Genomic DNA, 24,730 nt, shown 5'->3' on the forward strand with positions numbered 1-24,730 from the left:
TGTCCGAGCCGTGCGCCGGAAGCTCAGAAGCCGCGTGTGCGCTTCGCCGACTTGCGGGCGCCCGGGCCCTCGGTGCCCGGCACCTTCAGGAACAGCCGGGCCAGCTCGCCGCCCAGGTTCACGCCGATCGCGATGGCGAGGGCGAGCGCGGCGGCCTTCGAGAGCTGCGCGAGGCCGTTGTTGAGCTCGTTCTGCGCGATGTTCAGCAGCCCGAAGTACGTCGAACTACCGGGCAGCAGCGGCCCGATCGCGGCCGTCACGTACGGCAGCGCCGAAGCGAAGCGGTAGCGGGAGAGCAGCTGGCCGAAGAGGCCGACCAGGCCGGCTGCGACCGCGGTGGCGGCCACCGGCGACAGCTCGCCCGCGTTCGCCATCGCCCCGTACACCACCCAGGCCACGCCGCCGTTGAGCGTCACGAGCAGCACCGTCGACCGCTCCTGCTGCAGCAGCACCGCGAACGCCGCGGACAGCGCCATCGCCGCGAGGGTCTGGATCACCGGCCGGTTCACGCTGTGGATGGTCGTCTCCGGGTTGAGCCCGGCGTTCAGGCGCACGCCCAGATAGAGCACCGTCAGCACACCGATCACGATGCCGACGACCAGATAGCCGACCTCCAGGAGGCGGGCGGCCGCGGTGATGTAGTAGCCGGTCAGGCCGTCCTGCACGCCCGCGACCAGGGCCCGCCCGGGGATCAGCGCGAACAGGCCACCGGTGATCACCGCGGAGGCCCGTACGTCCGGCAGGTCCAGGAGGCTGATCGCGGTGCCCATCGCGGCGGGCGGCATCGCGGCCGCGATGAACTGGTAGAACTCCGGCAGCCCGCGGCCCGCGCACAGCCAGGCGAGCCGGTCGCCGAGCATCGCGCCGACGGCCGCGGCGATGAACACCACGACCGTGCCGCCCACCAGCGTCGCCGCCGAGCCCGCGAGCAGCCCGGCCGCCGCGGTGAGCGCCCACGTGGGGTACGGGTGCCGGTTCCTGCGGATCTCCGCGAGGCGCCGGTAGGCCTCCTCCAGGGACACCTCGATGTCCTCGGAGCCGATGTCGTCGACGAGCCGGTACACCGCCGCCAGACGTGTGTAGTCGGTGCCGCGCCGGCGCACCGTGCGCGAGGCCGTCACCGGGTCGTCGACCAGGGACGGCTGGTGCGAGATGGACAGCAGCGTGAACGTGACGGTCGGCTCGCAGCGGTCCAGGCCGTACGCCCGGGTCACCGCGAACATCGCCGCCTCCACGTCCTCGGCGCCCTCACCGCCGGCGAGCAGCAGTTCGCCGATACGCAGGGTCAGGTCGAGCACGCGCGGCACCGGCGGGCCGGCCTCCTCGTCGTGCCGCTGCGTCGCCTCGGGAGCCGGCCGCTCGGCCACCGGGGTGCGCAGCATCGTGCGCATCCGGTCCTGCCAGGGCGCCTCCTTGGTCAGCTTGACCATGGGGACGCCCGAGGGAGGCGTGAACGCGACCAGGTTCCGCGCCTCGTAGTTGGGCGGCGGCTTGAACGCCGACGTCTCCGTGTCCTCCGGGGCGGGCGGGATCCGCAGCCCCTCGGGGATGGTGAACTCGGAGGTCGGATGTTCGTCCTCCGGCACGGGGGGAGTCTCCACACCACCGACAGGTGCGAACGCGCTGTGCGCCTCGTCCGACTGCGGTTTGCGGTCTTCCTCCTCCGCTGTGTCAGCCACCTTCCTCACCTTCTGAATTGACTGGGCCGACGAGTGCTGGCAGCCCTTGCGGCCCTCGTACGCACCTCCGATATGGCCAGTATGAGCATGGACACGCGAAGAGGCCGCGCGCACCCCCTCAAGGGGTACGCGCGGCCTCTCCGGTGGACGCGGGGCGCGGAAGGTCAGTGACCGCCCTGCTCCTCGAAGCGCTTGTACGAACGCTCGATCTCGGCCTCGGCGTCGGTGCGGCCGACCCAGTTGGCGCCCTCGACGGACTTGCCGGGCTCCAGATCCTTGTAGACCTCGAAGAAGTGCTGGATCTCCAGGCGGTCGAACTCGGAGACGTGGTGGATGTCCCGCAGGTGCTCCACGCGCGGGTCCGAGGCGGGGACGCACAGCAGCTTGTCGTCGCCGCCGGCCTCGTCCGTCATCCGGAACATGCCGATGGCGCGGCACTTGATGAGGCAGCCGGGGAAGGTCGGCTCGTCCAGGATGACCAGGGCGTCCAGCGGGTCGCCGTCCTCGCCGAGGGTGTTCTCGACGAAGCCGTAGTCGGCCGGGTAGCTGGTCGAGGTGAACAGGCGACGGTCCAGACGGATACGACCGGTCTCGTGGTCCACCTCGTACTTGTTCCGCGAACCCTTCGGGATCTCGATCGTGACGTCGAACTCCACCGGATGCTCCTCCATGATCAACACAAACAACGGACGATGCTGCGTCCTCCCGTGGGACGCCGCTGCGGACAGCGGCTACTCCGCGGGCACCAACTCCGACCGTTTTATGTGGCCGGACCCACCGCGGTGCGATCCCGCGGCAAGACGCAGTGATTAAGTGTCCCTCACGCAGGTGTGTGATCGCGAAAGGGGCTGGTCGTGGTGCCCGAGCTCAAGGTGCGCCGGCTTTCCGCGCTGCGACGGCCGGAGCTTCCCCTGAAGCTCCCTCCGCCGGCCCGCCCGTCCGGCGCCCCGCGGCTCCGGAAGCTCACGACCTGGCAGCTCACGGCGTGCGCGGCCACGGTCGGCCTCGCGATCTCGGCCGTGGCGGTGACCGCGGCCGGCCCTTGGGACTCCGGTCAGCGTACGGCCGAGCGGGCCCTGAGCAACTCCGCGGGCCGGGACGGTGGCGCAGATCACGGCAGCGGCGGCGAGCCGAACGTCGCCCCGAGCGCCCCCGGCGTGCTCACCGGGCTCGGCGCCCCCGCGGGCGGCGCCCCCGCCCCCACCGGGAGCGCCCTCGCCGACGTGCTCGACCCCCTCCTCAAGGACCCCGCCCTCGGCACCGCCCGCACCGCCTCCGTCGTCGACGCCGCCACGGGCAAGGAGGTGTACGGGGCGAAGGCGGGCGACCCCGTCACGCCCGCCTCGACCATCAAGATCGCCACCGCCGCCGCGGCCCTCTCCGCCCTCGGCCCCGACCACCGCATCGCGACCCGCGCCGTCCTGGAGAAGGACCGCGTCACGCTGGTCGGCGGCGGCGACCCCACGCTCACCGCACGCAAGGGAAACCAGGGCAACGCCAGCCTGCACACCCTCGCCGACGCCACCGCCCGCGCCCTGCGCACCCGGGACGTGGCCGAGGTGAAGCTGTCGTACGACACCTCGGCGTACTCGGGGCCCGGGCAGCACCCCATCGGGCCCAACGAGAACATCGCGCCCATCAGCGCCCTCATGGCCGACGAGGGCCGCCTCGACGACTCCACCAGCGGCCCGGCCCCACGCACCGCCGAACCCGCGCGGGACGCCGCCCGCACCTTCGCCGACCTGCTGCGGGACCGGGACGTCAAGGTCAAGGGCGAGCCGAAGTCACGGACGGCGGGCAAGGACGCGGAGGAGGTCGGAACGGTGCGGTCCGCGCCGCTGGCCGCGCTGGTCGAGCGGATGCTGACCCACAGCGACAACGACATCGCCGAGCACCTCGCCCGCCAGACCGCCATCGCCGCCGACGAACCGGCGAGCTTCGACGGCGCCGCCAAGGCCGTCAAGAGCGAGCTGAAGAAGCTCGAACTCCCGCTGGGCAAGGCGAAGTTCGCCGACGGCAGCGGCCTCTACCGGGAGGACCGGGTGAGCGCCGGACTGCTCACCGCCCTCCTCGCCCGCGCCGCCGACCCCGACCGCCCCGAGCTGCGCCCGGTCCTCACCGGGCTGCCCGTCGCCGGCTTCACCGGCACCCTGCGCAATCGTTACTCCGGCGGAGCGAGCGCGCCCGGCGTCGGTCTGGTCCGCGCCAAGACCGGCACGCTGACGGGGGTGAACACGCTCGCCGGCAGCGTCGTCGACGCCGACGGCCGGCTCCTCGTGTTCGCCTTCACGGCCTCCGGCACCGGCGACCCCAATGCCGCCCAGTCCGGCCTCGACCGCCTCGCCTCGGCCGTCGCCAACTGCGGCTGCCGCTGACGCCGCCCCTTCCGTGACGTTCCGAGGCCCTTCATCCGCCGGTTCGAGCACGTACGGTTGACGCATGACGAGCATCGGTGGTGCCGCATCTGCAGGGATGGTCGACTGGAATCTCGCGGTGGCGACCGCGACCCGGCTCGTACGGCCGGGCCCCGAGGTCAGCCGGGACGAGGCGCGGGCCGTCGTCACCGAGCTGCGCGGACACGCCAAGTCGTCGGAGGAACACGTCCGTTCCTTCACGCGGATGGCGACGGACGCGGCGCACGACACCCCCGTCCTGGTCGTGGACCGGGCCGGCTGGGTGCGGGCCAACGTCGCCGGGTTCCGGGAACTCCTCAAGCCGCTCCTGGACAAGATGCAGGACCGCCGCGGCTCGGGACCGGGCAACGCGATGCTCGGCGCCGTCGGCGGCAAGGTCACCGGAGTCGAGCTCGGCATGCTCCTCTCCTTCCTCGCCTCCCGCGTCCTCGGCCAGTACGAGACGTTCGCCCCGCCCAGCCGTGAGCTCCCCGGCGCGGCCGAGGGCGGCGGCCGGCTCCTCCTCGTCGCGCCGAACATCGTGCACGTGGAGCGCGAACTCGACGTCGACCCGCACGACTTCAGGCTCTGGGTCTGCCTGCACGAGGAGACGCACCGCACGCAGTTCACCGCCGTGCCCTGGCTGCGGGACCACCTGGAGGGCGAGATCCAGTCGTTCCTCGACGAGACCGACGTCGACCCGATGACCGTCCTGGAGCGGCTGCGCGAGGCCGCCTCCTCCCTCGCGGGCAACGGCCGGCCGGAGGAGGACGAGGGCGGCCGCTCCATCGTCGAGCTGGTGCAGACCCCCGCCCAGCGCGAGGTCCTCGGCCGTCTGACCGCGGTGATGTCCCTGTTGGAGGGGCACGCGGACTACGTGATGGACGGCGTCGGGCCCGCCGTCGTCCCGTCCGTCGCGGAGATCAGGGAGAAGTTCAAGGAGCGCCGGGCCAAGGGCGCCTCGCGGCTGGATCTCGCCCTGCGCAAGCTGCTCGGCCTGGACGCCAAGCTGCGGCAGTACCGGGACGGCGAACGGTTCGTGCGCGCCGTGGTCGAACAGGTCGGGATGGACGGCTTCAACCGCGTCTGGACCTCCCCGAACACCCTGCCCACCAAGGCGGAGATCGCGAGCCCCGCCGACTGGGTGGCGAGGGTGCACCGTAAGGCAGAGTCGTGACTGCCGCGCCGTCCGTGGCAGATTCGGGCCCCCGTAATCACCCTTCCGAGGGACCGTGAGTCATGGGTAGGCGTGCAATGCTCGGGTAGCCGCTCGGCTCTGTCACCATCGACACACTCTGAGTGACGGCAAGCAGTCCGAAACTCGGAGCGAACGGTCCAAGTGACTCGATCCGAGACACACCCCCCGAACTTCACGAAGGGAACCGGACCATGGGTCCCCATCCTGCGGTCGCGGCGATACGCCTGGCGGTCCGCCGCGTACTCCACGACGTACTCACCGACCTCGCCGCCCGCGACCGCGTCGCGCACGCCTCCGCCCCGAGCGGCGCCCCCGCACCCGCCGCCTCCGCCGCTGCCGTCGCGCCCGGCCGCTCGCCGCTCGTCCTCGTCGCCTGCTCCGGCGGCGCCGACTCCATGGCCCTCGCCTCCGCCCTCGCCTTCGAGGCCCCGAAGCTCGGCATCCGCGCCGGCGGCGTCACCGTCGACCACGGTCTGCAGCCCGGCTCCGATCTGCGCGCCGCCGAGGTCATCGCCCGGATGACCGCCCTAGGCCTCGAACCCGTCGAGTCCGTCGCCGTCTCCGTCGGCCGCGAGGGCGGACCCGAAGCAGCCGCCCGCGACGCCCGGTACGCAGCCCTGGACGCCGTCGCCGAACGCCGCGGCGCCGACGCGATCCTCCTCGGCCACACCCGCGACGACCAGGCGGAGACCGTCCTCCTCGGCCTCGCCCGCGGCTCCGGCATCCGCTCCCTGTCCGGCATGGCCGCCGTCTCCGGCGGACCCGGCGCCGGCGGCCGCTACCGCCGCCCCTTCCTGCAGCTCGACCGGCAGACCGCCCGCAAGGCCTGCATGGTCCAGTCGCTGCCCGTGTGGGACGACCCGCACAACGCCGACCCGGCGTACACCCGCTCCCGGCTCCGCCACGAGGGGCTGCCCGCCCTGGAGAAGGCGCTCGGCAAAGGAGTCGTCGAGGCCCTCGCCCGCACGGCCCAGCTCTCCCGCGACGACGCCGACGCCCTGGACTCCTGGGCCGCCGAGGCCGAGGCCGCCGTACGCGACGAGTCCGGGCTGCTCGACTGCGCGAAGCTCTACGCCCTGCCGCCCGCCGTGCGCCGCCGCGTCCTGCGCCGCACCGCCGTCGCGGCGGGCTCACCCGCCGGTTCGCTGTTCGCCCGGCACATCGAGGAGGTCGACCGGCTGATCACCGGTTGGCGCGGCCAGGGAGCCATCAACCTCCCCGGCCGAGTGGAGGCCAGGCGGCAGGGTGGCAGACTTGTCATCCGGCAGGGCTGACACACGGCGAACCGAAAGTGATGTGCGGGTGGACGCGAAAGACATGGGCACCGACCTCGAGTCGGTGCTCATCACCAAGGAAGAGATCGACGCGAAGCTGGCCGAGCTGGCCGCCAAGGTCGACGCGGAGTACGCGGGCAAGGACCTGCTCATCGTCGGTGTCCTGAAGGGCGCCGTGATGGTGATGGCGGACCTGGCGCGCGCGCTGTCCACCCCGGTCACGATGGACTGGATGGCGGTGTCCTCGTACGGCGCCGGGACCCAGTCCTCCGGCGTGGTGCGGATCCTCAAGGACCTCGACACCGACATCAAGGGCAAGCACGTCCTGATCGTCGAGGACATCATCGACTCCGGCCTGACGCTGTCCTGGCTGCTCTCCAACCTCGGCTCCCGCGAGCCCGCCTCCCTCGAGGTCTGCACGCTGCTGCGCAAGCCGGACGCCGCGAAGGTCGCGATCGACGTGAAGTGGGTCGGCTTCGACATCCCCAACGAGTTCGTCGTGGGGTACGGCCTGGACTACGCCGAGAAGTACCGCAACCTGCCGTTCGTCGGCACGCTCGCCCCGCACGTCTACGGCGGCTGAGCAGGGCGCGGACCCCCACGGGAACCCTCGGGGCGTTCCCGCCGTTGGAGCAGGGGAAGACGGGTTTGCCCGCCGTCCCCTGCGTCTTCGGGTGACAATGCTGGGGTACCGTCCGAAGAACAGTCTTTTCAACGCCTTATCAAACTCACTATGGCAGGAGGGACGGGGCGACTCCGCTCCGTATGGATGGACGTGAAGCGATACTTCCGTGGGCCGGTCATGTGGATCGTGCTGGCCGTCCTCGCCGTGGTCGTGTTGATGCAGGTCGTCGGCTCGTCCGGCGGCTTCAAGACGGTGGACACCGCGCAGGTCATCAAGGCCATCGACGACAAGCAGGCGCAGACCGCCAAGCTCACCACCGGTGACGAACAGACCATCAAGGTCGAACTGAAGGAAGGCGCCGACAAGGGCAAGTACGGCGGCAGCGCCAAGATCCAGGCGAGCTACATCGGCGACCAGGGCGCCCAGCTGGCCACCAAGCTGCAGCAGAACTACGAGAACGGCGACATCAAGGACGGGTACACCGTCTCGCCGTCCAAGCAGAACCCGTTCGTCGGGATCCTGCTCTCGCTGCTTCCCTTCGTCCTCATCGTCGTCGTCTTCCTGTTCCTGATGAACCAGATGCAGGGCGGCGGCTCCCGAGTCATGAACTTCGGGAAGTCCAAGGCCAAGCTGATCACCAAGGACACCCCCAAGACGACGTTCTCCGACGTCGCGGGTTCGGACGAGGCCGTCGAGGAGCTCCACGAGATCAAGGAGTTCCTGCAGGAGCCGGCGAAGTTCCAGGCCGTCGGCGCCAAGATCCCCAAGGGCGTGCTCCTCTACGGCCCGCCCGGTACGGGCAAGACCCTGCTCGCGCGTGCCGTCGCGGGCGAGGCGGGCGTCCCGTTCTACTCGATCTCCGGTTCCGACTTCGTCGAGATGTTCGTCGGTGTCGGCGCCTCCCGAGTGCGTGACCTCTTCGAGCAGGCCAAGGCGAACGCCCCGGCGATCGTCTTCGTCGACGAGATCGACGCGGTCGGCCGCCACCGCGGCGCCGGCCTCGGCGGTGGTCACGACGAGCGCGAGCAGACCCTGAACCAGCTGCTCGTCGAGATGGACGGCTTCGACGTGAAGGGCGGCGTCATCCTGATCGCCGCCACCAACCGGCCCGACATCCTCGACCCGGCGCTCCTGCGCCCGGGCCGCTTCGACCGGCAGATCGCCGTCGACCGCCCGGACATGCAGGGCCGCCTGGAGATCCTCAAGGTCCACCAGAAGGGCAAGCCGGTCGCCCCGGACGTCGACCTCTCGGCCGTCGCCCGCCGCACCCCCGGCTTCACCGGTGCCGATCTCTCCAACGTCCTGAACGAGGCCGCCCTCCTGACGGCCCGCAGCGACAAGAAGCTGATCGACAACCACTTCCTGGACGAGGCGATCGACCGTGTGGTCGCGGGCCCGCAGAAGCGGACCCGGATCATGTCGGACAAGGAGAAGAAGATCACCGCGTACCACGAGGGCGGTCACGCCCTGGTCGCGGCGGCCTCGCCGAACTCCGACCCGGTCCACAAGATCACGATCCTGTCCCGCGGCCGCGCCCTCGGGTACACGATGGTGCTCCCGGACGAGGACAAGTACTCGACCACGCGCAACGAGATGCTCGACCAGCTGGCGTACATGCTGGGCGGGCGCGCGGCCGAGGAGCTCGTCTTCCACGACCCGACCACGGGCGCCGCGAACGACATCGAGAAGGCCACCGCCACGGCCCGCGCCATGGTCACGCAGTACGGCATGACCGAGCGGCTCGGCGCCATCAAGTTCGGCGGCGACAACACCGAGCCGTTCCTCGGCCGCGAGATGGCGCACCAGCGGGACTACTCGGAAGAGGTCGCCGCGCTGGTCGACGAAGAGGTCAAGAAGCTCATCGAGACCGCGCACAACGAGGCGTGGGAGATCCTCGTCGAGAACCGTGACGTCCTCGACAACCTGGTCCTGCAGCTCCTGGAGAAGGAGACGCTGGGCAAGGAGGAGATCGCCGAGATCTTCGCGCCGATCGTGAAGCGCCCGGCCCGCCCGGCGTGGACCGGCTCCTCGCGGCGTACGCCGTCGACGCGGCCGCCAGTGCTCTCGCCGAAGGAGCTGTCGCTCACCAACGGAGCCAACGGCACCCCCGCGGTGACGGCGGCCTCGGAGACGGCCACTCCGGCGGACCTGACGAAGTCGCCCGCCCCGGAGGACCGACCGGAGAGCTGATCCCGGCTCCCGGCCGCTCAGCAGGCCCGGAATGGATGCCGCGCCCCCCTGGTTCTAGCCTTGGGGGGCGCGGCATTTTTGTGTGCGCACACGGCAGTCGTGGAGGAACGCTGCCCGTCGTAACAGGAACGAGGCACAGATGACCGACCCGGTGACGCTGGACGGCGAGAGCTCGATCGGCGAGTTCGACGAGAAGCGGGCAGAGAACGCCGTACGGGAACTGCTCATCGCGGTCGGCGAGGACCCGGACCGCGAGGGGCTGCGGGAGACCCCGGGCCGTGTGGCGCGGGCGTACAGGGAGATATTCGCCGGGCTCTGGCAGCAGCCGGAGGACGTGCTCACCACGACGTTCGACCTGGGTCACGACGAGATGGTCCTGGTGAAGGACATCGAGGTGATGAGCTCCTGCGAGCACCACCTGGTGCCGTTCGTCGGCGTCGCCCACGTCGGGTACATCCCGTCCACGGACGGCAAGATCACCGGTCTGTCGAAGCTGGCCCGGCTCGTCGACGTGTACGCGCGCCGGCCGCAGGTGCAGGAGCGGCTCACCACGCAGATCGCGGACTCCCTGATGCAGATCCTGGAGCCGCGGGGCGTGATCGTGGTCGTCGAGTGCGAGCACATGTGCATGACGATGCGTGGGGTGCGCAAGCCCGGCGCGAAGACGCTGACGTCCGCCGTGCGCGGGCAGCTGCGCGACCCGGCGACCCGGGCCGAGGCGATGAGCCTGATCATGGCGAAGTGAGCCGCGCCGAGTGAGGCGTTGAGGGGCGGGTCCGGAGCGTGTTGTTCCGGGTCCGTTCCCCCGGACAACTCCTGTGCGGGCAGGGGGAGTTGTGCAAATCTTCCGGTCGTGACTGACGACACCACGACCGACGGCACCCTGCCCGCCCGCCGTCTCGGGGACCTGGAGGTCTCCGCGATCGGCTTCGGCGCGATGGTGCTCTCTCCCGGTGTGTACGGCGAGATCGACGACGAGCGTGCCGAGCGGGCGCTGCTCGCGGCGGCCGACGCGGGCGCCACCTTCTTCGACACCTCCGACGGCTACGGGGCCGACGGCCACAACGAACGCCTCGTCGGCCGGGCCCTGCGCGCCCGCCGGGACGAGGTCGTCCTCGCGACCAAGTTCGGCTTCCGGCTGCCCGAGGGCGCCGAGCCGCACCCCTTCCCGGTCGGCTTCGCGTTCGGCGAGCTGGCGGTCAACGCGGACCCCAAGTACGTACGCGGGTATGCCGAGGCGAGCCTTCGGGAGCTGGGGACGGACCGGATCGACCTGTACTACCCGCACTTCCCGGACCCGCAGGTTCCGTTGGCGGACACGGTGGGGGCGGTCGCCGAGCTGATCGAGGCGGGGCTGGTCCGGCACCTCGGGCTGTCCAACGTCACGGCCGCGCAGCTGCGGGAAGCGCATGCGGTGCATCCGGTGGCCGTCGTGCAGGCGGAGTGGTCGATGTGGCGGCCGATAGACGCCGAACTGATCGCTGCCGCGCGGGAGTTGGGCGTCGGTGTGGCGGCCTGGTCGCCGCTCGGCGCGGGGTTTCTGACCGGGCAGGTCGGCGAGGTGAAGGACGGCGACTTCCGGCAGAACATGCCGCGGTTCGACGCCGCCAACCAGAAGGCGAACCACGACCGGTTCGCGCCGGTGCGGGGGATCGCCGGGGAGCTCGGCCTGACGCCCGCGCAGCTGGCTCTCGCCTGGTTGCTGCACCAGGATCCCCACGTGGTCCCCATCCCGGGCAGCCGCACGCCGGCCCACATCGCGGAGAACCTCGCGGCGGCGCGGGTGGCTCTGCCGGATGAGGTGTTGGGGCGGTTGGATGGGATTTTGGGGGCGGTGAGTGTGGTGGGCGGGACGTTGTTGTAGGCGGGGCTTGGGTTGGGGCTCGGGGCTCGGCCCCCGTGGCCCCCATGGCCCTCGGGTTCGTCGTTCGGCTGCCCGTGCCGTGGGGCTGAGGCTTTTGCGCAGTTCCCCGCGCCCCTGGTGTGGTTCGCTCGTCGTTCGGTCGGCCCGCCGTCGTGGTTGCTCGCGCAGTTCCCCGCGCCCCTGAAAAACCAGCCCCCCGCCTGCCCGCTCCCGCCCCTGAAAAACCAGCCCCTCCGGCGATTGAGGAGCGGGGTCTGGGGCGGAGCCCCAGGTTCGGGAAGGGGCGGGGAGGGGGAAGGAGCCGCCCCGCAGGGGAAGGCGGGACCCTGCCAAGGCGTAGGGCTGAAGCCCGGAGGGGTTCGTCAGGCCGTCACGCTGCTGCCGCGCCCGGCTCGTCCTCGTCGCCGTTCTCCGGGAGCTTGCAGACCCGCTCCAGGAACAGGGCCGCCGCGATGACGCCCGCCCCGGCGAGGACGGCGAAGCCGGCGTAGATGGCCTGGTCGCGGCGGGCCGGGATCTCCAGGAGGCTGAGCAGGAACACGGCCGCCCCGCCGTACATGCCCGTGACGAGCGCCGCGACGAGCGCGCTGGCCTGGCCGAAGACCAGGGCGCGGGCGGCCATCATCGGGTCGACGCCCTTCGCGCCGGGGCGGCGCTCCCGCTGGGCGCGGAGCCGGGAGCGGATGGAGAGCGCCGTCGCGAGCAGTACGGCGGCGATCACGCCGAGCACGATCGGCGCCGCCAGAGGCACGCTCGGCAGCTCGGCGAGCGAGTCCCAGAGCCGGGCGCCGGCCCACGACAGCACCCCGGCCACCAGGAACAGGCCGATCAGCGTCCGGATGCGCAGCTGCTTCACGGTGGCGGTCGCCTCTTTCGTCGTGCTCGTGCTCGTGCCGGTCGGGCCCGGCAGGGCCGGGCGGCGGGCCCCGGCGCGGGGCCCGTCCTGACCCTAACGACTACTCGGGCAGCCGGAGTTCCAGGTCCGCACGCGGCGTGACGCCCGCGCGGGTGACCCCGGCGAGCAGCTCGGAGACCGGCCCACGGCCCGGAATCTGCGCCTCCGCGTCGACGTCGTGCCAGGGCGCCAGGACGAAGGCCCGCTCGTGCGCCCGCGGGTGCGGGAGCGTGAGCACCGGGTCGTCCGAGACGACGTCCTGGTACGTCACGATGTCGACGTCGATGGTGCGCGGGCCCCAGTGCTCGTCCCGTACGCGGTGGAAGGCCTCCTCCACGGCGTGCGCCCGCTCCAGGAGCGAGGACGGGGGGAGCGTGGTCTTGATGACGACGACCGCGTTGAAGTACGACGGCTGGCTGCCGGGCTCGACGCCCCAGGGCTCCGTCTCGTACACCGGCGAGACGGCTTTCACGCGCAGGCCCGGGGTGTCCTCCAGGGCGTCCACGGCGCCCTGGAGGGTCTCCAGGCGGTTGCCGAGGTTGCTGCCGAGGCTGATGACGGCGAACTTCGGGTTGCTGAGGGTGGTGTCCGCGGCGTCGACCTGTTCCACCACGGAGGCGGGCACCGGCTGTACGGTCGGGTCGCTCTGCTGCGTGTTCATGCGCGGCTCCGGGTGATGGTGATGGTCACGTCGTCGAAGGGGACCGTGATGGGGGCGTTCGGCTTGTGCACCACCACCTCGACCTCCTGGACCGCCTCGTGCTTGAGGCACTGCTGGGCGATGCGCTCCGCCAGGGTCTCGATGAGGTCGACGGGCTCGCCCTGCACGACGGCCACGACCTCCTCGGCGACGATGCCGTAGTGCACGGTCTTCGCCAGGTCGTCGTCGGCCGCGGCCGCCCTGGTGTCCAGGCCGAGCACCAGGTCCACGACGAAGGTCTGGCCCTCTTCCCGTTCATGGGCGAAGACACCGTGGTGCCCGCGGGCCTTGAGGCCGCGCAGCGCGACACGATCCACGCGAATCACTCCTGCAATCGTCGGTTCGGTGGTCCCCGCCGAGTGCGGTCGGCTCGCGAGACCCATTCGAATCTACCTGCGGGTGCTGACAGTCCTTGCCCACGGGGGTTCCGGACAGGCCCTCGCTCGGCTGGTAGCCGCCCATACCCCGGGCGCGGGGCATCCAATCCCTGCCGGGCCCCTACCCACTCAGGCGGGTGTCTCGCCGCCCTCGGGCCCCGCGCCGCCCTCTTCGTCGTCGGTCTCCGCGAGCACCGGTGAGGCGTGGTGCGACCACAGCTTCCAGCCGTCGGGTGTGCGCCGGAACACATTGGTCGCGACGACCAGCTGGCCCACGAGCGGCCCGAGGTCGGCGCCCTCCTCGGCGGGCCCGCCGCTGAGGATGTTCTCCGTACAGCTGACGAGGGCGGTGTCGGCGTGCACCGAGACCTTCACGTCGGTCAGGAAGAACTGGATGTAGTCGGTGTTCGCCATGATCAGGGCGTACGACCTGAGGACCTCGCCGCGGCCCGAGAGGGCGGGCCAGCCGGGGTGGACGCAGGACACCGCGGGCGCCTCGCCGTCGCCGTCGTCGGGCAGCCACAGGTCCGAGACCGCCTCGAAGTCGCCGCGCTCCAGAGCCTCGTAGAAGGTCGTGTTGGCGGTCTCGACGGCTTCGATGTCGGTACGGGGCGTCACTTGGCTCCTTCTACGGCGCGGGCTACGCGGACGGCGTCGGCGGTGGCGCGGACCTCGTGGACGCGGACCGCCCAGGCGCCCTCGTGGGCGGCGATGGCGGAGACCGCGGCGGTCGCGGCGTCGCGTTCACGGGCGGGCGGAGGGGCGGAGTCCGGGCCGGCGGCCAGGACCCTGCCGAGGAAACGTTTCCGGCTGGCGGCGACCAGGACCGGCCGGCCGAGGGCGCGCAGCTCCTGCATGTGGGCGACCAGGGCGAGGTCGTGCTCGGCGCCCTTGGCGAAGCCGAGGCCGGGGTCGACGACGATCCGCTCGGGGGCGACACCGCCCGCGACGACCGCCTCCACGCGTGCGTGCAGCTCGCCGACGACCTCGGCGACCACGTCGTCGTAGACCGCGCGGCTGTTCATGTCCTCGCTGAAGCCGCGCCAGTGCATGACGACGAAGGGGGCGCCGGCGGCGGCGACGGCCGGGATCATCGCCGGGTCGGCGAGGCCGCCGCTGACGTCGTTGACCAGCGCGGCGCCCGCGGCGAGGGCCTGCTCGGCGACGGTGGCGCGCATCGTGTCCACGGAGACGGTGACGCCCTCGGAGACCAGGCCGCGCACGACGGGCACGACCCGGCGCAGCTCCTCGTCCTCGTCGACCCGGGTGGCGCCGGGGCGGGTGGACTCGCCGCCGACGTCGACCAGGTCGGCGCCCTGGGCGACCAGGTCGAGGCCGTGCTTCACGGCGGCCGTCGTGTCGAACCAGCGGCCACCGTCGGAGAAGGAGTCGGGCGTCACGTTGACGACTCCCATCACCGCACAGCGGTCCCACTCCGGAAGGCCTTCGACCGAGCCTCGGCCGCGCAACGTACTCATGCCTCCAGCGTAGGCCCGTACGGGCAGTGGCCTGTACGGAGCGGTCCCGGGCGGCTCAGGCGGCGCGGGCGTCGCGCTCCTGCGGCTGGGCGGCGGTGTGCGGGCAGGGGCGGGGCGGGCGCGGGGCCGGGCGCAGGAAGCGGGGCAGGGACAGCGTGACGAAGCCCTCGGCCTGCATGGCGGCGACGCCGATGCGCGGCAGGTCCCGGTTGTTGCGGAAGACCACGAACCGGGGCTCCCAACGTGGCCGGAACTTGGCGTTGAACTTGTACAGGGACTCGATCTGGAACCAGCGGGACAGGAACACGAGCAGCCCGCGCCAGGTGCGCAGGACCGGGCCCGCGCCGAGCCGCTCGCCGCGCGCCAGGGCGGAGCGGAACATCGCGAAGTTCAGCGACACACGCGCGATGCCGAGTTTCGGCGCGGCCTGCAGGGCGGCCACGATGAGGAGTTCGTTCATGCCGGGGTCGGCGCTGCGGTCGCGGCGCATCAGGTCGAGGGAGACACCGTCCGTGCCCCAGGGCACGAAGTGCAGGATCGCCTTCAAGTCGCCGTAGGGGCCCGGCTCTTGGTCCGGTCTGTGGGCGGTGGCTATGAGGCAGTCGCCGTCGGTGGGGTCCCCGATGCGGCCGAGGGCCATGGAGAAGCCGCGCTCGGTCTCGGTGCCGCGCCAGTCCGCCGCGGCCCGGCGCACCCGCTCCAACTCGCCCTCGCTCAGGTCACGTACGCGCCGCACCCGGGTCTCGTAGCCACCCCGCTCGATGCGCTTGACCATCTGGCGCACGTTCCGCATCGCGCGCCCGGTGAGGGAGAAATCCACGACGTCCACCACCGCCTCGTCGCCGAGTTCCAGGGCGTCGAGGCCGGTCTCGCGGGTCCAGACCTCGCCGCCGGTCTCGGAGCAGCCCATGACGGCCGGGGTCCAGGAGTGCTTGCTCGCCTCGTCCATGAACCGCTCGATGGCGCCGGGCCAGGCCTCCACGTCGCCGATCGGGTCGCCGCTGGCGAGCATCACACCGGAGACGACGCGGTACGTGACGGCCGCCTTGCCGCTGGGCGAGAAGACCACGCCCTTGTCGCGGCGGAGCGCGAAGTGGCCGAGGGAGTCGCGGGCGCCGTGCCGTTCCAGGAGGGCGCGAAGGCGGCGCTCGTCGTCCTCGGTGAGCCGGGCGGCGGGGTGCTCGGGGCGGAAGGCCAGGTAGACGGTGGTGAGGGCGGTCAGCATGCCGAGGGCGCCGAGCGAGTAGCCGACGGTCCAGCCGGTGCGCCCGGTGTACGCGAGCGGGCCCTCGACGCCGAACAGGCCGTACACGACGTGCGTGAGGTAGTCCGCGAGGCTCGGGTCGCCGATGACCTTGCGGGGGTGGGTGGCGACGATCACCGTGCCGAGGCCCAGCGAGAACGTGCCCATCAGGAAGAAGTTGGCCAGGGCCAGCCAGCGGCTGCGCGGGTCGGGCAGTGCGGAGAACTCGCGGCGGTGGCGCAGCAGCAGGGCGAGCAGCAGACCGGCGATGAGCACGCCGACGACCGAGTGCCGGTACGCGAACTGGGCGACGGCGCCCGCCGGGAGCAGCAGCACGGCCGCCCGCCAGGCCCGCCGCTTGCGGCGCCGCAGGCCGTGCGCGAGGAGCAGCAGGAGCACGCCCGCGCTGAGGGCGAGCGCGGCGGCGAAGGGGCCGAGCGCGCCGGGCAGGACCTCGGCCAGGGCGTGGAAGCGGCTGTGCCGGAAGCGCGGGAAGACGCCGGCCGCGATGTCCAGGAGGCCGACGAGCGTGCAGGCGGTGGCGACCAGGGACGGCACCCGCTCGGGGCGCGGGCCGCGCAGCGCGCGCCGTACCCGGCGGGCCGCCGCTGCGACCCCGGACGCCGTTGCAACCCCACCCGACATTTCCCCATCTATCCTGACTGACATCGCATCCCGTGGTTCTGCGAGAGAGCTGGAGTCCGGCGTCTGCGGTGGTGCCGGACAAATTGCGCCCTCTAGGACGGCGCTTCCGGGAGACGGGTTCACTCTCCGTCCGGAAAACCGGTGCAGGAGGCCGGAAAACCGGCACCTCAGGCCGGATCGGACCGTCCCGTAAGGGAGCCGGTTCTTCCCACGGCGGATCGGAGTCCGGGCGCGCGCCCGGCGGAAAGCGCAGGCAGGAACAACCCCATGGGTCTCAAGAGCAACCTCGTCCTGGCCCTGGCCGCCCTGCTGGCCGTGCTGCTGTTCTTCGGCACGGTCTGGCTCTGGCCGAGGCTGGCGGGACGCGACTGGCGCGCGGTCGCCGGGCGCGTACTGCTGCTCGCGGCAACGCAGTTGACGCTCTTCGCGACGGTCGGCCTGGCCGCCAACCGGTCCTTCGAGTTCTACGCGTCCTGGGCCGACCTCTTCGGCCAGGAACAGGACATGGGCGTGGTCGAGGAGCACGACACGGGCGCCGCGAACCGGTCGCTGAAGGTGCTCGGCACGCAGCCGGTGGCCGGCGTCGCCGGAGGCTCGATCCGGACCGTGGGCGGCCAGATCCAGCGCATCGAGGTCACCGGCGCGAAGTCCGGCATACGCACACCCGCGTACGTCTATCTGCCGCCGGAGTACTTCGAGGAGCCGCGGCGGACGTTCCCCACGGCCGTCGTGATCACCGGCTATCCGGGCACGGCCGAGAACCTGCTCAACGGGCTGCGCTACCCGGCGACCGTCCACGAGCAGGCCAGGCGGGGGAAGATGCAGCCGATGATCCTGGTCATGCTGCGGCCGACGGTGGCGCCGCCGCGCGACACCGAGTGCGTGGACGTGCCGCACGGGCCGCAGACCGAGACGTTCTTCGCGAAGGACCTGCCCGACGCCGTGGCCGGCCACTACCGGACGGGCACCGAGCCCGGTGCCTGGGGCGTGATCGGCAACTCCACGGGCGGCTACTGCGCGTTGAAGATCGCTCTCAAGCACCCGGACCGCTTCGCCGCCGGAGCCGGTCTCTCCGCCGACTACCGTGCGCCCCTCGACGACGCCACCGGCGACCTGTTCCAGGGCGACGAGCGGGTGCGGCGGGAGTCCGACCTGATGTGGCTGCTCGACCACCGGCCGCCCCCGAAGGTCGCGCTGCTCGCCACCAGCAGCAAGGAGGGGGAGGGGAACTACGCGGACACCCTGCGCTTCCTCGACAAGGGCAGGGCGCCCACGCGGATGTTCTCCATCGTCCTCGACAGCGGCGGCCACAACTTCAACACCTGGCGCCGGGAGATCCCGCCCGCGATGGTGTGGCTGGGCGCGCGGCTCTCGGTGAAGTGAGCCCTCCTGCGACCGGATCGGTTCTGTCGTGCCGGTGACGGCTGCCTCAGCGGGCGGTCGGGACCGTTTCCAGATCGACCTCCGCGCGGGTGACGGCGCGGGCGTCCGCGGTCGTGGAGCGGCGCAACGCCTCGTGCAGGGTCGCCGGGGTCAGGACGCCGAGGAAGCGGCCCGCGGAGTCCTCGTCGATCACCGCGATCCAGCCGGCGTCGTGCTGCAGCATCGTCGCGAACGCCTGCTTCAGGGAGGCGCCGACGGGCAGCCAGGCCTCCATCCGCCGCGCCCGGTCCCGCACCGTGCCCTCGCTGCCGGTGTGCTCGGCGGAGATCCAGCCGTGCAGATCGCCCTCCGCGTCGAGGACGACGGCCCACCGGGCGCCCTCCGCGCGCAGCTGCTCGGCGGCCCGGCCCAGCGGGTCGTCGAGGCGGACGACCGGGGGCTGCTGGAGGTCGCCCTCCTCGATGGGCGTGACCGACAGCCGCTTCAACCCCCGGTCGGCGCCCACGAATTCGGCCACGTACGGGGTGGCGGGGGCGCCGAGGACGGTGGCCGGGGCGTCGTACTGCTCGATGCGGCCGGAGCCGTAGACGGCGATGCGGTCGCCGAGGCGGACGGCCTCCTCGATGTCGTGCGTGACGAACAGGACCGTCTTGCGGACCGCGGCCTGCAGTTTCAGGAACTCGTTCTGCAGGTGCTCGCGGACCACCGGGTCGACCGCGCCGAACGGCTCGTCCATCAGCAGCACGGGCGGGTCGGCGGCGAGCGCGCGGGCCACGCCGACGCGCTGGCGCTGGCCGCCGGAGAGCTGCTCCGGGTAGCGCTGGCCGTGCACCGACGGGTCCAGGCCGACGAGTTCGAGGAGTTCGGCGGCGCGGGCGCGGGCCGTGGAGCGCTTGACGCCGAGAAGGTGCGGGACGGTCGCCGTGTTGTCGAGGACCGTCTTGTGCGGGAACAGGCCGACCTGCTGGATGACATAGCCGATGCGGCGGCGCAGCTCGACCGGGTCGACGCCGGATATGTCCTCGCCGTCCAGGAGGATCCGCCCGGACGTGGGCTCGATGAGCCGGTTCACCATCTTCATCGTCGTGGTCTTGCCGCAGCCCGACGGGCCGACCAGCGTGACGAGTTCACCGCCGGCGACCTCGAACGACAGGTCGTCCACGGCCGTGGTGCCGTCCGCGTACCGCTTGGTGACGTGCTCGAACCGGATCATGGCTCCCCATTGTGGTGGGCGTTCTGTGAACCTCATGTTGCTGCAGGACGACGTCTCTCGGCGATTGTCAGTCCTGGGGTTTAGGGTCGCCGACAGACAGTTGTTCGGGGATTCACACGTGGCTTCACGCGCCCGGGGCCAGGGGGTCCGGGCGGGGTTCCGGCGGCGTTGCGGGGGAGGTGGTGCCGGATGGACGGGCAGAACTGCCTGGTCGAGAACGACTGGGTGTGCGCGGAGTATGTCCGCACACGCAGCGAGGAGTTGATCGACGCGACGCTGCAGCACGTGGGCATCACGGCCGCCGCGATCCTCATCGGGCTCGCCGTCGCGCTGCCGCTCGCGCTGCTCGCGCGCCGCAGCAGGGCGTTCGCGGGCCCGGTGCTCGGCCTCACCACGGCGCTGTACTCGGTGCCGTCGCTGGCCATGTTCTCGCTGCTGCTGCCGCTGTTCGGGCTGTCGGCGGCCCTGGTCGTGACGGGCCTGGTGCTGTACTCGCTGACGGTCCTCGTGCGGAACATCCTCGCGGGCCTCGAAGCCGTCCCCGAGGAGGCCCGCGAGGCCGCGCGCGGGATGGGGTACGGACCGGTGAGACAGCTGTGGGAGGTCGAACTCCCGCTGGCGCTCCCGGCGTTGCTCGGCGGCGTCCGCATCGCCACGGTGGCGACGGTCGCGCTGACCACGGTCGGCGCCATCGTGGACTACGGCGGCCTGGGCGGCCTGATCATGTCCGGCCTGCGCAGCGACTTCAAGGCGCAGGTGCTCACCGCCTCGGTACTCTGCGTGCTGCTCGCCGTCGCCGCCGACCTGCTGCTGCTCGCCCTGCAGCGATGGCTCACACCCTGGACGCGCATACGGTCGGGGAGCGCTTCCGGCACTCGTACGGCGAAGGTGGTCGAGCCCGCATGAACGCGCTGACGGACGCCTTCGCCTGGCTCGGCACGCCCGCCAACTGGCAGGGCGAGAAGGGCATTTGGCACCGCCTCGGCGAGCACCTCTACTTCAGCGGCACCTGCCTGGCCGTCGCCTGCCTGATCGCCCTGCCCCTCGCCCTGTGGCTCGGCCACATCGGCAAGGGCGGCGCGCTCGCGGTCAACCTCTCCAACGTGGGCCGCGCGGTGCCGACGCTGGCGGTGCTCGTCCTGCTCACGCTCACACCCCTCGGGCGGTACGGCGATCTGCCGACGCTGATCGCGCTGGTGCTGTTCGCGGTGCCGCCGCTGCTCACCAACGCGTACATCGGGATGCGCGAGGTCGACCGGGCCGTGGTGGAGGCCGCGCGCGGGATGGGGATGAGCGGGCGCCAGCTGTTCCTGAGAGTCGAACTCCCGCTGGCGTACCCGCTGATCACCACCGGGCTCCGCTCGGCCGCGGTGCAGGTGGTCGCCACGGCGACGCTCGCCGCGATGGCCGGGGAGGGCGGGCTCGGCCGGATCATCACGGCGGGGTTCAACCTCCAGGACACCGCGCAGGTCGTCGCCGGCGCCGTCCTCGTGGCGGCGCTCGCGCTGCTCGTGGAGGGCGTGCTGGTGGCGCTGGGCAGACTGCTCGACCCGATGCGGGGCAGGTCTCGCACGGCGCGCGGGGCGACGAGCACGGCGACAGGCACGGCGACGGCGACGGCGACGACCAAGGCATCGGCAACAGCCACGGCATCAGGCACAGCAACGGCAACGGCAACGGCAACGGACAAGACGACGACAGTGATGGGTGATTCCGCATGAACCACGTCGAGCAGAAGCACTTCCCCCAGGGCTTCCGCAGGGCGGCCGCGGCGGTCGCCGTCGTCGGCCTGGCCGTCGGCCTCACCGCCTGCGGCGGCAAGAGCCTGGAGGAGGACAAGGGCGCGGCCGAGGGCTCCGGCAAGAAGGGCTCGCTGGTGGTGGGTTCGGCCGGATTCACCGAGTCGAAGGTCCTCGCCGAGCTCTACGCACAGCTCCTGAAGGACGCCGGATACAACACGTCGATCAAGACGGTGGAGAACCGCGAGCTTTACGAACCGTCCCTGGAGAAGGGCGACATCGACGTCGTACCCGAATACGCGGCGACGCTCGCGGAATTCCTCAACACCGAGAAGAACGGCCCGAAGGCGAAGCCCGTCGCGTCGAGCGATGTGGAAGACACCGTGGCCGCACTGGAGAAGCTCGCCGAACCGCGCGGCCTCAAGGTGCTTCCGGCCGGAGCGGCGGTCGACCAGAACGCGTTCGCGGTCAGCGCGGAATACGCGGAGAAGAACAAGCTGAAGTCGCTTTCCGACCTGGGCCGCGCAAAGTTGAAGGTGAAGATCGCGGCGGGTGACGAATGCGAGGTCCGGCCGTTCTGCGCGCCCGGTTTGAAGAAGACGTACGGAATCGACGTGACGGGCGTCGACCCGAAGGGCGTCGGCACGCCGCAGGCCAAGCAGGCCGTCAAGGACGGGGAGGACCAGCTGGTGCTCACCACGACGACGGACGCCACGCTGAAGAACTTCGGCCTGGTGCTGCTGGAGGACGACAAGAAGCTGCAGAACGCCGACAACATCCTTCCCGTGGTGAACGCCAAGGAGGCGGGCGACAAGGCGATAGCCGACGCGCTCGCGAAGCTCACCGAGACGCTCACGACACAGGACCTCGTGGAACTGAACCGCAAGGTCGACGCGGAGCGCGTGAAGGAGGCGGACGCGGCGAAGGAGTACCTGGAGTCGAAGGGCCTCCTCAAGAAATGATCTTGAACTCAAGTGGCAAGGCGCGCGGGCTTGTTGTCGTACGACGGGAGTTGGTTGTCGCTTGAACCTAATGGTGCGTAAGTAACCACAAGGGAACAGATTCCCGGGCGGGGGTTCGCCCGTCGTGCACGCGCGGTAAGTTTCTGGCCATGCCACGTGGACGTCACCGCCATTCCCCACCCCTGCACAGGCTGCTTCCCCCCTCGGCGGTCGCCGGTGTCTCACTGGTCTGCGCCGCCGCAGCTTGGCTGGTCGCGGAACCCGTGGTGCTCCGCGGCCTGGTCGGCGTCGCCGCTGCGGCGGCCGTCGTCGGCTCGGTCGTCATGCGCCGTTGGGACCGGGTCGCCGGCAAGCGCGTCGCGGAACTGACCCGGGCCAGAGCGAGCGACGAGTGGAAGCACGAGGAACGCACCGCCGAACTGGAATCCGACCTGGAGGAGTCGCGCGAGCTGCGCGCCAAGCTGGAGGCCAAGCTCCGCTCCAAGCGCACCGAACTCGCCGCGCTGCGCTCCGAACACGCGGCGCTGCTGCGGCGGTACGCCACCGCGGAGACCGAGCGGGCCAGCGCGCTCGAAGGCCGCAGGCGGCTCGCGATCGAGGCGTCCGCGCCGGCCAAGGCGCTGCCCGCCGGCAACGGCAACGGCAGCGGCAGTGCGCAGTCGGCGGGCCCCGCGGGAGCCGTCGGCGGTGCCGCCCCGGCCGCGCCCGCCCCGAGCCCCGCGCTGTACCGCCGGGCCAACGCCGCGCTCGCCCGGCTGGCAGGCGACGGCTCCGGCGTGCCCGCGCAGCGCGGCACCGGTAACGCCACCGGTGCCGACGGCGCGGTGCGGGAGGAGGCGGAGGCGGCCCAGGGGAAGCCCGGGGCGGTCGACGCGCAGCCGCGTACGGCCGCCGAGCCCCAGACGCCGGCCCCGAGGCACTACCCCGTCCCGGCCGCGGCCGCCGCCGCTGTCGTGCCGTACACCCCGAGCGCACGGCGGGCCGAACGCACCGTCGGCGGCTTCGACTTCTTCGGTACGAAGGGCGTGCAGGAGCAGGTCCGGGCGATCGAGAACAAGGACCTCGCGGACGTGGTGGGCGAGGAGGCCATGGCCCTGCACCGCGCCGAGGCGAACGCCGCAGCCGAGGCCGACGCGAACGCCGCAGCCGAAGCCGCAGCGAATACCGAAGCCGAAGCCGAAGCTGCAGCGAACGCCGCAGCCGACACCGAACCCGGCGCGGACGCGGGAGCGGAAGCGGAAGCGGAAGCCGAGGTGGACGAGCGAGGCATCGGCGAGGTCATCGACCTCACCGCGCACGACGAGACGGAACAGCTCGACATGACGGACCTGCGGAGCGCGATCTCGTAACGGGTCGTGGGGTCGCACCAAGGCTGTTGCGCCAAGCAGAGCTGAAACAGCCGGAGTTGACGCACGTGGGGCCACGGTCGGACGACCGTGGCCCCATTTTGCCGCCCTACTCCGCCATCCACCGATCCGGCCGGGCCGTCCTGCGGCCCGTGCGGGAGCGGTCCGCCTGGGACTGGAGCAGTTGCCGGGCCTCGGCCGTGTCCCGCAGCCGGGCGGCGACGGACGTGTTCGCCCCGGTCTCCACATGGACGTCGGCCACGCCGTTGCGCCGCTCCCAGGGGCCCTGAGTGAGCCGTACGCTCTGCACCTTCGCGTGCGGGACGAGGGTGAGCGTGCGGCTCAGCAGCCCGTGCCGGGTCGCGAACACCGCGTCCGTCACGGCCAGTCCGTGCCCGCGCCACCACACCGGCACGCACCACTTCGAGCGCGCGGGCGGCCGGGACAGCTCCTCCGGCTCCGGCACCCGGACGCCCGGCAGCACCCGGGCGATCACCGCGACCGCCAGCTCGCGCGGCGCGACCGGCACGAGCACGCCGTTCGACGACCCGGCCACGTCCAGCTCGACCCGCACCCAGCCGCGCCGCCGCCACAGCAGCGGCTCCACGATCCGTACGGTCTGCACGCGGCCCGGCGGCACCGTCTCGTGCTCCTTGTCGAGCAGACCGTGGTCGAGCCGGAGCCCGTCGGGGGACTCGCCGACCCGCCAGTCGTACTCCTTCACGAACTTGCCCACACTGCTCGCGCCCGCACCGCCGAGCAGCGGCAGGCCCACGCCGACCACCAGGCCGAGGCTCTCCGTCGTCAGCCACAGCACCGGCGGCACGGCCAGCGCGGCGACGGCCAGCACCCAGGTCGTGCCGGTCAGGAGCAGCGAGACGGCGAGCTGCTTCGGCGGTACGTGCACGAGGTTCGCGACCGGAGCCTCCCCGACCTCCTGGGCCGTCTCCGGCGCGAACCCGGCGGCGCGCGCGAGGAGTTCGGCACGCAGGGCGGCGGCGTCCCTCTCGCTGAGGTAGGCCAGCTCGTCCTTGGAGTCCGTGCCGATGACGTCCATCTTCAGCTTGGCGACGCCGGCGATCCGGGCGAGCAGCGGCTGGTTCACGTCGACGGCCTGGAGCCGGTCGAGGCGGATGTGCGCGGTGCGGCGGAAGACCAGGCCGGTACGGATGCGCAGCTCGGTCCCGGTCACCGCGAAGTGCGTGAACCACCAGCTGAGGAAGCCGTACAGGGCGGCCGCGACGACCACCCCCGCGCCGCCGAGCAGCAGCGTCTCCACGGCCAGATCCGTGACCCGCCGGTACGTGCCGTCCGGATCGTGCACAGCCCAGCCCGCCCCGACCGCGATCGGCGCCCAGGCGCGGCGCAGCGGCGTGACGGGATGCAGCCGCCGCTCCCCCACGCCGGCATCCGCCCCGACATCCCGCTCCGGCGCCGACCGAGGATCCTCTTCCGGATCCCGCTCGGGCTCCGCCTCCGGCTGCGGTTTCCGTTCCGGCTCGCGCCGCCGTTCCGCCTCCCGCCCC

The 24,730-nt window shown here is 71.9% G+C and carries 22 protein-coding genes; 12 read left to right on the forward strand and 10 right to left on the reverse strand.

The window, feature by feature from the left end:
* Window positions 1–23: 23 nt before the first annotated feature.
* Together ACIDOF_RS30150 and ACIDOF_RS30155 are read right to left on the reverse strand one after the other, a co-directional pair.
* On the reverse strand, window positions 24–1,679 hold the full coding sequence (locus tag ACIDOF_RS30150) for a threonine/serine exporter ThrE family protein (RefSeq protein WP_409009319.1): 1,656 nt from the start codon (window positions 1,677–1,679) through the stop codon (window positions 24–26).
* A 164-nt stretch (window positions 1,680–1,843) separates the two neighbouring features.
* Entirely contained in the window at window positions 1,844–2,335 is a 492-nt protein-coding gene (locus ACIDOF_RS30155) for an inorganic diphosphatase (RefSeq protein ID WP_409009388.1), read from the reverse strand.
* A 198-nt stretch (window positions 2,336–2,533) separates the two neighbouring features.
* Between ACIDOF_RS30155 and dacB the strand changes: the two genes are divergently transcribed.
* The 7 genes from dacB (at window position 2,534) to ACIDOF_RS30190 (ending at window position 11,223) form a co-directional block, all read left to right on the forward strand.
* Window positions 2,534–4,054: a D-alanyl-D-alanine carboxypeptidase/D-alanyl-D-alanine-endopeptidase gene (gene dacB / locus ACIDOF_RS30160; protein ID WP_409009320.1), complete on the forward strand. Its 1,521-nt coding sequence runs from the start codon at window positions 2,534–2,536 to the stop codon at window positions 4,052–4,054.
* A gap of 64 nt (window positions 4,055–4,118) precedes the next feature.
* Window positions 4,119–5,249 (forward strand): zinc-dependent metalloprotease, encoded by a 1,131-nt coding sequence (locus ACIDOF_RS30165; protein WP_409009321.1) that lies wholly within the window; start codon window positions 4,119–4,121, stop codon window positions 5,247–5,249.
* A 212-nt stretch (window positions 5,250–5,461) separates the two neighbouring features.
* Entirely contained in the window at window positions 5,462–6,544 is a 1,083-nt protein-coding gene (gene tilS, locus ACIDOF_RS30170) for a tRNA lysidine(34) synthetase TilS (protein WP_409009322.1), read from the forward strand.
* A 43-nt stretch (window positions 6,545–6,587) separates the two neighbouring features.
* Window positions 6,588–7,127, forward strand: a complete 540-nt coding sequence (hpt, locus tag ACIDOF_RS30175; RefSeq protein ID WP_282515425.1) for a hypoxanthine phosphoribosyltransferase — start codon at window positions 6,588–6,590, stop codon at window positions 7,125–7,127.
* A gap of 186 nt (window positions 7,128–7,313) precedes the next feature.
* Window positions 7,314–9,359, forward strand: coding sequence for an ATP-dependent zinc metalloprotease FtsH (gene ftsH / locus ACIDOF_RS30180; RefSeq protein ID WP_409009323.1), 2,046 nt, complete (start codon window positions 7,314–7,316; stop codon window positions 9,357–9,359).
* A gap of 139 nt (window positions 9,360–9,498) precedes the next feature.
* Complete coding sequence (gene folE, locus ACIDOF_RS30185; protein ID WP_409009324.1) at window positions 9,499–10,104, forward strand: GTP cyclohydrolase I FolE; 606 nt, start codon at window positions 9,499–9,501, stop codon at window positions 10,102–10,104.
* Between the two features lie 108 nt (window positions 10,105–10,212).
* Complete coding sequence (locus ACIDOF_RS30190) at window positions 10,213–11,223, forward strand: aldo/keto reductase (protein ID WP_409009325.1); 1,011 nt, start codon at window positions 10,213–10,215, stop codon at window positions 11,221–11,223.
* 370 nt (window positions 11,224–11,593) lie between these two features.
* Here the strand turns inward: ACIDOF_RS30190 and ACIDOF_RS30195 are convergent, their stop codons facing one another.
* The 6 genes from ACIDOF_RS30195 to ACIDOF_RS30220 all read right to left on the reverse strand — a co-directional run bounded on the left by ACIDOF_RS30195 (window position 11,594) and on the right by ACIDOF_RS30220 (window position 16,561).
* Complete coding sequence (locus ACIDOF_RS30195) at window positions 11,594–12,079, reverse strand: DUF3180 domain-containing protein (protein ID WP_409009326.1); 486 nt, start codon at window positions 12,077–12,079, stop codon at window positions 11,594–11,596.
* Window positions 12,080–12,179: 100 nt separating this feature from the next.
* Window positions 12,180–12,779 carry a 2-amino-4-hydroxy-6-hydroxymethyldihydropteridine diphosphokinase gene (gene folK / locus ACIDOF_RS30200; RefSeq protein ID WP_409009327.1) on the reverse strand — a complete coding sequence of 200 codons (600 nt, stop codon included), beginning with the start codon at window positions 12,777–12,779 and terminating at the stop codon, window positions 12,180–12,182.
* Entirely contained in the window at window positions 12,776–13,135 is a 360-nt protein-coding gene (gene folB / locus ACIDOF_RS30205; RefSeq protein ID WP_409009328.1) for a dihydroneopterin aldolase, read from the reverse strand. The genes folK and folB overlap by 4 nt, the downstream gene beginning before the upstream one ends.
* 189 nt (window positions 13,136–13,324) lie before the next feature.
* Window positions 13,325–13,813: a nuclear transport factor 2 family protein gene (locus ACIDOF_RS30210; protein ID WP_409009329.1), complete on the reverse strand. Its 489-nt coding sequence runs from the start codon at window positions 13,811–13,813 to the stop codon at window positions 13,325–13,327.
* A complete protein-coding gene (gene folP / locus ACIDOF_RS30215) occupies window positions 13,810–14,673 on the reverse strand; it encodes a dihydropteroate synthase (protein WP_409009330.1) in 864 nt (287 codons plus the stop codon). The genes ACIDOF_RS30210 and folP overlap by 4 nt, the downstream gene beginning before the upstream one ends.
* Before the next feature lie 55 nt (window positions 14,674–14,728).
* A complete protein-coding gene (locus tag ACIDOF_RS30220) occupies window positions 14,729–16,561 on the reverse strand; it encodes a phosphatidylglycerol lysyltransferase domain-containing protein (RefSeq protein WP_409009331.1) in 1,833 nt (610 codons plus the stop codon).
* A 267-nt stretch (window positions 16,562–16,828) separates the two neighbouring features.
* On the opposite strand from ACIDOF_RS30220, the gene ACIDOF_RS30225 reads away from it, so the two are divergent.
* On the forward strand, window positions 16,829–17,944 hold the full coding sequence (locus ACIDOF_RS30225) for an alpha/beta hydrolase (RefSeq protein ID WP_409009332.1): 1,116 nt from the start codon (window positions 16,829–16,831) through the stop codon (window positions 17,942–17,944).
* Between the two features lie 46 nt (window positions 17,945–17,990).
* On the opposite strand, the gene ACIDOF_RS30230 is transcribed toward ACIDOF_RS30225, so the two are convergent.
* Complete coding sequence (locus ACIDOF_RS30230; RefSeq protein ID WP_409009333.1) at window positions 17,991–19,157, reverse strand: ABC transporter ATP-binding protein; 1,167 nt, start codon at window positions 19,155–19,157, stop codon at window positions 17,991–17,993.
* Window positions 19,158–19,346: 189 nt separating this feature from the next.
* Between ACIDOF_RS30230 and ACIDOF_RS30235 the strand changes: the two genes are divergently transcribed.
* The 4 genes from ACIDOF_RS30235 (at window position 19,347) to ACIDOF_RS30250 (ending at window position 23,207) form a co-directional block, all read left to right on the forward strand.
* On the forward strand, window positions 19,347–20,063 hold the full coding sequence (locus ACIDOF_RS30235) for an ABC transporter permease (protein ID WP_409009334.1): 717 nt from the start codon (window positions 19,347–19,349) through the stop codon (window positions 20,061–20,063).
* Window positions 20,060–20,878, forward strand: coding sequence for an ABC transporter permease (locus tag ACIDOF_RS30240; RefSeq protein ID WP_409009335.1), 819 nt, complete (start codon window positions 20,060–20,062; stop codon window positions 20,876–20,878). The genes ACIDOF_RS30235 and ACIDOF_RS30240 overlap by 4 nt, the downstream gene beginning before the upstream one ends.
* On the forward strand, window positions 20,875–21,858 hold the full coding sequence (locus ACIDOF_RS30245; protein ID WP_409009336.1) for an ABC transporter substrate-binding protein: 984 nt from the start codon (window positions 20,875–20,877) through the stop codon (window positions 21,856–21,858). The genes ACIDOF_RS30240 and ACIDOF_RS30245 overlap by 4 nt, the downstream gene beginning before the upstream one ends.
* 149 nt (window positions 21,859–22,007) lie before the next feature.
* Window positions 22,008–23,207 (forward strand): hypothetical protein, encoded by a 1,200-nt coding sequence (locus ACIDOF_RS30250; protein WP_409009337.1) that lies wholly within the window; start codon window positions 22,008–22,010, stop codon window positions 23,205–23,207.
* A 106-nt stretch (window positions 23,208–23,313) separates the two neighbouring features.
* Here the strand turns inward: ACIDOF_RS30250 and ACIDOF_RS30255 are convergent, their stop codons facing one another.
* Complete coding sequence (locus ACIDOF_RS30255) at window positions 23,314–24,606, reverse strand: PH domain-containing protein (RefSeq protein ID WP_409009389.1); 1,293 nt, start codon at window positions 24,604–24,606, stop codon at window positions 23,314–23,316.
* Between the last annotated feature and the right edge of the window lie 124 nt (window positions 24,607–24,730).

This window comes from Streptomyces sp. Da 82-17 (genome assembly GCF_046098215.1).
Classification (GTDB): Bacteria; Actinomycetota; Actinomycetes; order Streptomycetales; family Streptomycetaceae; genus Streptomyces.